Origin of the sequence: Acinetobacter sp. YH12098 (genome assembly GCF_013419235.1) — a bacterium.
Classification (GTDB): domain Bacteria; phylum Pseudomonadota; class Gammaproteobacteria; order Pseudomonadales; family Moraxellaceae; genus Acinetobacter; species Acinetobacter amyesii.
Genome location: NZ_VPAO01000072.1, coordinates 1 through 6,268, shown reverse-complemented (window position 1 = coordinate 6,268; position 6,268 = coordinate 1). Strand labels below are relative to the sequence as shown.

Sequence of the window (6,268 nt, the reverse complement as noted above, 5' to 3'; positions counted from 1 at the left end):
GAGGATCAGAAAGCTTGTTTGAATCGATGTATTTCATCCGCAGATTATGCACGAATGCTAAGAAATCCGGAGTGCAAATATTAACCAAAAAGAAGATCGTTTTTTGATTTATGAAAGAGATCTATTTTATAGCGCAGATAAATAAAGCATAACCATTCTATTTTCAGGAGGTTTTATGATTTTAATAAATGACTTTGATTTAACCCAACCGCAAAAAGTCATCGTGTTAGACCATACACTAGATGACTCAACCCTGTTAACAGAAATTCCGGCCTTGTGTAAGACCGCAGACCCAGAGCTGATCGTGGCGGAAAGCAAAGAGGCTGATTTAGTCTTACGCTTATTACCTGAAATACATGCTTATTATGGTGCCATTGCTTTAACACAGCCGCTATGTAATGACATCAATTTTGATTTACTTACTGCTCATTATGCAACACGCAGCCAAGCAGACCGATGTACGATCCAAATTCAGTTAGCAAAAAATCATCCGGACTATACAAAGCTCGAAGCCATATTTTATATGTTGGATGAACATGAAGACTTTGATCAAGCCGTAGAATTGCTGAAAAATAGTTACTTTTTTATGCCGATATCGACAATTTAAATTAAAAATAAACAATACAAAACTTAGATTTAGCGTAAATCTATAGTGATTGATTTTGTAGTTATAAATATAGCCATAAAAAAAGCACCCGAAGGTGCTTTTTTAAGAATCTTAACTTATGGCTTAACCACTACCATAATTTGAATTGCTTCTGGTGTAACCGCCAGACCATCAAGCAGTGTTAAACCTTCTTTTTGCAGTTTTTGTAAACGTGCAATTTCGTCTTCACGAATACTTGGGTTGAACTGCTTCAAATAAGTTAAACGGTCAATTTCATATTGCCATTTGCTACCGTAGATTTCTTTAGCTTGTTGTTTAAAGCCCGGTAATGCACCACGCGCAATTTCAAGTGCTTGTGTATAACGCTGTTCAATGACATCACGACGCGCCTTAACCACTTGGCGGCAACTGTTGCCATCAAGATGATGTAAATAAGGACGTAAAATTTCAGGTGCAATTTTTTGCGATAAATCCTGACCTTTTTCGCTTAGTAATACACGAACCAACTGTTGTGGCAAACTTGACGGCAAATTCAGTGCTTTCGGTGCAACGACATCGACTTTAAACCACACTTCCATTAACACAGAACCTTGTGGTAAAGCGGCCGATTTCAATACAGCAACGTTAGTACTACCAAAGCTTTGTGTATTAATCATTTCCATCACACTTTCAGTGAATGGATGCTCAAGTGTTAAATACTGAGCATCTTCACGAATCTGTGCTTGGTCACGATAGAACGTCGCCGTCATACCTTCTTCGTCCAAAGTCAGACCTTGAACTTGCATTTGATCCGTAGGTTTGATGATCACGGTACCATTACTTTGCTCATCAAAATCAATGTTTGTCGACGCCATGAAGCGCTTCATAAACATTGGTAAGGTTGTATTGTCGTCGTAGTCTTCAAGTGCAGTGACAATTTCTTGCGCTACAATTGGACGGCAAGAGTTGTACTCAAGTAAACGGTCACGACCTTCTTGAAGTTCAGCTTCAAGTGCTTCACGTTGTACACTCACCGCTTCGAGCAAATCTTCAAACTCTTGACCTTTATCTGCCAACAAACAATCTTTCAGATTGACAATGAAGTTTTCTTGTAAGGTTTGCGCAGTCGGCGAGATATTACAGAAAATATTTAATGCTTCGTTATACCAACGGAACATACGCTCTTGAGCAGTACCAACCAAATAAGGCACATGAATTTGAATACGATTTTCTTGACCAATACGGTCTAAACGACCAATACGTTGTTCAAGTACGTCTGGGTTGGCAGGTAAGTCAAATAACACAAGGTCCGATGCAAACTGGAAGTTACGACCTTCAGAACCAATTTCTGAACAAAGTAAAATTTGCGCACCGTATGACTCTTCCGCAAAGTAAGCCGCTGCTTGGTCACGTTCTAATAAACTCATGCCTTCATGGAACATCGCTGTGCGAATACCCGCATGCAAACGAAGTACATTTTCTAAAGACTCAACCACTGGACCACTGCGTGCAATCAATAACACTTTTTTGTGTTTCAGGTCTGTACGCAGACGTTCCATCAACCACATCACACGTGGGTCAGTTTCCATCCACGAGCCATCAAGCTGCGCTTCTTCAGGCCACATTTGTTCACGTAGCTTGCCATCTTTAGACCAGTTTTCAGGTGCAGGTAATGGCGCAGGCTGACAGTCACGACCTGGGAAGCCTTGAATCGCTTCACGGGTATTACGGAATAAAATACGACCTGTACCATGACGGTCTAATAACTCATGAATAGCACGGAATCGTTGTTCTGGCTCGTCAGTAATTCGATGACCTAATAGGCTTTCAATCGCTGCCAAATGCCCTTCTTCGAGTGGCAGATCAGACATCAGCACTTCAGCAATTTTAGCTGTTTGGTGATACTGCTCCTCTTCATCCAAGAAACGATCAAGTGAACTAAAACGTTGTGGATCAAGTAAACGTAAACGTGCAAAGTGACTTTCCACACCTAATTGTTCAGGCGTTGCGGTTAGTAACAAGACACCCGGCGTTTTTTCAGCAAGTTCTTCAACAAGGTCATAACGGTCATTGCCGCCTTCTTCTTCTGACCACATTAAATGATGGGCTTCATCGACCACGAGCAAATCAAAACCAGCTTCAAGCGCTTGTTCACGCAAGTCATCATGGTCGATCATCAAATCAACACTAGCAATAATGCATTGTTCAGTTAAGAATGGGTTGAGGTCTGGATCGTGTTCTTTAATCGAAGCTGTACGCGTCAAGTCAAATAATGAGAACTCAAGATTGAAACGACGACGCATTTCAATCATCCATTGATATTGCAATGAATCAGGTACTAAGACCAAGATACGTTCTGAACGACCCGTTTTGAGTTGCTGATGAATAATCAGACCAGCTTCGATGGTTTTACCCAGACCAACTTCGTCAGCAAGTAATACACGTGGAGCAAAACGTTTACCCACTTCATGCGCAATATACAGTTGGTGTGGAATGAGACCCACACGTGAACCCACTAAGCCACGTAAAGGGCTAGACTTCATATTGGCTTGAAGAAGCAGTGCTTCGATACGCAGGTCATACCATTCTTTATAGTCCACTTGGCTTGCAAGTAAACGATCTAATGGTTTTGCTAACTGAATACTTGCACCAATACGTGTTTCATTCAGTGCTTTACGCTCTTCAGTACCATCGGCAAGTTTACGTACCGCGTTATAACGAACCACACCACCACGGTCTTCAAGCGATTCGACAATCCAAATTTGACCTTCTTGGTCTTGGACTTCGTCATTTACATTGAAAACAATACGAGATAAAGGCGCATTGTGACGGGCATAGACACGAGTTTCATCACTTTTTGGGAATAAAATGCTGACCGATCGCTCATCAACATCAATAAGAACACCTAAACCCAGTTCCGTTTCTGTATCTGATAACCAACGTTGACCAATAGCAAACTGCTGCAATTTTTCCACCTTTTTCTCAAGTTCGGTCTGAAAATATTATGCTCAAACTGTGAACGTTATTTGAGCAAAAATCTAGACCATAAAGCAATATATTTTGACATAAAGCCCACTAAATAGTGAGCAGAATTCTTAGGGATTTAAATGATTTTCCTAAAATGGTACAGGACAGTGAAATTCCACTGTTTGCTCTGTTTCAGGATGGTTAAAACTTAAACGCTCAGCATGTAAACATAAACGCGGCATCAGCTTCTGTTGCTCAGGTGTTGCATACAAAGTATCACCAACAATAGGATGACCTAAATATTGCATATGAACGCGAAGCTGATGTGATCGACCGGTAATAGGAGTTAAAACTACACGTGTTACGGCTTGCCCCTGAATCTCAAAATGTTCAGTGGCTTTCCAATGCGTAAGCGCAGGCTTATTGTGTGCAGGATCGGCAATATGCAGTGGCGGATGTTCTGGGTCATATATGACCGGTACATCGACAGTACCTTCACCTTCGAGCGTACCCGCAACCAATGCCTGATATGTTTTTGAAGTTTGACGTTCTTGGAACTGGCGTGAAATTCGATTTTGCCCTTGACGGGTTAATGCAAAAACCAAAATACCTGAGGTATCACGATCCAAACGATGGATGAGCAAGGTATTCGGTTCAATTTTTAATAATCGATTGATAACACAGTCTTGTAAATCTGCTGTTTTTCCCGGAACTGTGAGTAAACCTGCTGGTTTATGGATCACCATAAAGTCAGTGTCACGATGTATCAGGTGTTCGGTTAGAAAATTACTCAAAGTTCAATCCAGTTCTGATCTCGAAAAACAAGGCGGCAATAATAAAAAGCTTAGCCAACAATTACAATGCACAAAGGCATATTTCCCGACGTATTTTCCGATTTAGAACAAAAATAATTCCAATTGGCTTTGTTTAGTCTGTACTGAGCAATTTTTCTAGCAATGCTTTTAGACTTGCATCATCTAAAAAGTCTTCATAACGGATGTTTGCACCATTGGCACGCCACAACCCAATTAAGCTGACCATGGCAATGGAATCGAGCCCATAACTGCGTAAATCGATTAAGGGATCTATTTCCAATGCGTCCATATCTAACTGCTCTGCAATAGCCAATAATATGCCTTTGGCCGACAAGACGAATTCCGTTGGCGCTGACAGATTCCAAAGCCGCAACAGATTATAACTACTCATGTGATGGATACCTTGATCTGAAATGGAGTCCACCCACTGAATATGCTGTTCCTGATTATTCAGTGCAATTGCATCATCAACAATACAGATTTGCTCTGTCACGCTGTATAGATGCGGCAAGATCTGTTTCAGCATAGGCGTGATTTGCCCTGTAAAGATCAGCTGCGGGTGTGTTGTTACATATTCACCGAGCTGCTGCATGCCTTGAAGTAAATCATCACCATATAAATCAACAATCGGAATCTCTAATGCTTTGGCTTTATTGATCAGTTGGATCAAATTTTCCATCAACTGCGTATCTTGTATGCCATGCTGCATGCGTAGATTTTGTAAACCATCCAGCACCAATACAGACTGTGTTGATGACAACTGCCATTTTGATAGAGAAGGTGCAAATTGGATTTTCTTGGGCATGGGATAAAGCATACAGACTCGGTACATAACTCAAGTTGGAACAATTGATATGCTAACGCAGAATCATATCTGAAGGTGACTTTCGGCTACTGATGATTTACTTTTTGGTCAACTTTAAACTTATATATTTTTTTAATTCTATTAAGTTTATTAGATAAACCTAAGTTTTGGTTTTATTCAAATTGGGATAAAAAATAATCTTGTAAATATTCAAGTGACTTACCCTCATACAGCAAAGAAAAATCACCATCGTGCTCTTCTAAACTTGAGCTGCCATCAATAACACCCAATACATTACTAATTGAATCAATCATTACTTGTCGTAAGATTGAAAAAAAAATTCTCTTATGTTCGTCTGGCAAATTATTAAAAAAACTTATTGCATCAATAAAATAAGGATCTTTTATTTCTGATGGTGAGTAGTCTGTGAACAATCCTTTATAAATTTCTAGGTTTTCGTTAATAATTCCTTTTTTGAGCAGATGAGCTAATTCTTTTGAGTCCATAGCTTTCCCTTTATTTTAGTTTCGTATAACAGCCATTTTGTTAAATAGAGGGTATCAGTAAAGGGTTAACCTCTTCAAAAATATTTTGTTCAGGCATTTTTTGGGAGAAATAACCTTCAAATACTAATTAAACTCTTTCTCTCAGTTCATAAAGTTTGTGACGTTTTAATTTTTTGATTTTAAAGCAATCATTCTTATCCAAATGATAGCTAATTTTGCCCATAATTATGCTAAAAATTCTAAATATTTCCCAATGCAATTTTTCAGATGAGTTTTTTTCAAGTTCATAAATACTGCACTCTAAAAGCCAATATTCCTCAATATCCCATAATTGTTCTTCATGGAGTTTTCCTAAAAATGAATCATCATCAAACAAGTCATTGTGGGAAAATTACGTAGGATAGTTTTTTCTGCATCCATAAGGATTATTCTTTAAATAACTTAAAATTAACATAATACACGTTAGATCTCTTTCATAAATCAAAAAACGATCTTCTTTTTGGTTAATATTTGCACTCCGGATTTCTTAGCATTCGTGCATAATCTGCGGATGAAATACATCGATTCAAACAAGCTTTCTGATCCTCAG

Annotated in this window: 6 protein-coding genes; 1 reads left to right on the top strand and 5 read right to left on the bottom strand. The window is 39.1% G+C overall.

Annotated elements, in window-relative coordinates:
• The first annotated feature begins 175 nt into the window (after positions 1-175).
• Positions 176-607: a hypothetical protein gene (locus FTU38_RS16330; RefSeq protein WP_180111865.1), complete on the top strand. Its 432-nt coding sequence runs from the start codon at positions 176-178 to the stop codon at positions 605-607.
• 116 nt (positions 608-723) lie between these two features.
• Here FTU38_RS16330 and rapA read toward each other — a convergent pair whose 3' ends face one another.
• The 5 genes from rapA to FTU38_RS16305 form a co-directional block, all read right to left on the bottom strand.
• Complete coding sequence (rapA, locus tag FTU38_RS16325; protein WP_078188819.1) at positions 724-3,561, bottom strand: RNA polymerase-associated protein RapA; 2,838 nt, start codon at positions 3,559-3,561, stop codon at positions 724-726.
• A gap of 141 nt (positions 3,562-3,702) precedes the next feature.
• Positions 3,703-4,347 (bottom strand): RluA family pseudouridine synthase, encoded by a 645-nt coding sequence (locus FTU38_RS16320; protein WP_180007926.1) that lies wholly within the window; start codon positions 4,345-4,347, stop codon positions 3,703-3,705.
• A 133-nt stretch (positions 4,348-4,480) separates the two neighbouring features.
• Complete coding sequence (locus FTU38_RS16315; RefSeq protein ID WP_180111863.1) at positions 4,481-5,185, bottom strand: phosphopantetheine-binding protein; 705 nt, start codon at positions 5,183-5,185, stop codon at positions 4,481-4,483.
• 161 nt (positions 5,186-5,346) lie between these two features.
• Positions 5,347-5,679 carry a hypothetical protein gene (locus FTU38_RS16310; protein ID WP_180012333.1) on the bottom strand — a complete coding sequence of 111 codons (333 nt, stop codon included), beginning with the start codon at positions 5,677-5,679 and terminating at the stop codon, positions 5,347-5,349.
• Positions 5,680-5,806: 127 nt separating this feature from the next.
• Positions 5,807-6,055: an Imm41 family immunity protein gene (locus FTU38_RS16305; protein ID WP_180012332.1), complete on the bottom strand. Its 249-nt coding sequence runs from the start codon at positions 6,053-6,055 to the stop codon at positions 5,807-5,809.
• Between the last annotated feature and the right edge of the window lie 213 nt (positions 6,056-6,268).

Bases quoted from the DNA above. Each gene is read 5' to 3' on its own strand.
- FTU38_RS16330 (WP_180111865.1), top strand. From the start codon at position 176: ATGATTTTAATAAATGACTTTGATTTAACCCAACCGCAAAAAGTCATC.
- FTU38_RS16315 (WP_180111863.1), bottom strand. From the start codon at position 5,185: ATGCTTTATCCCATGCCCAAGAAAATCCAATTTGCACCTTCTCTATCA.
- FTU38_RS16310 (WP_180012333.1), bottom strand. From the start codon at position 5,679: ATGGACTCAAAAGAATTAGCTCATCTGCTCAAAAAAGGAATTATTAAC.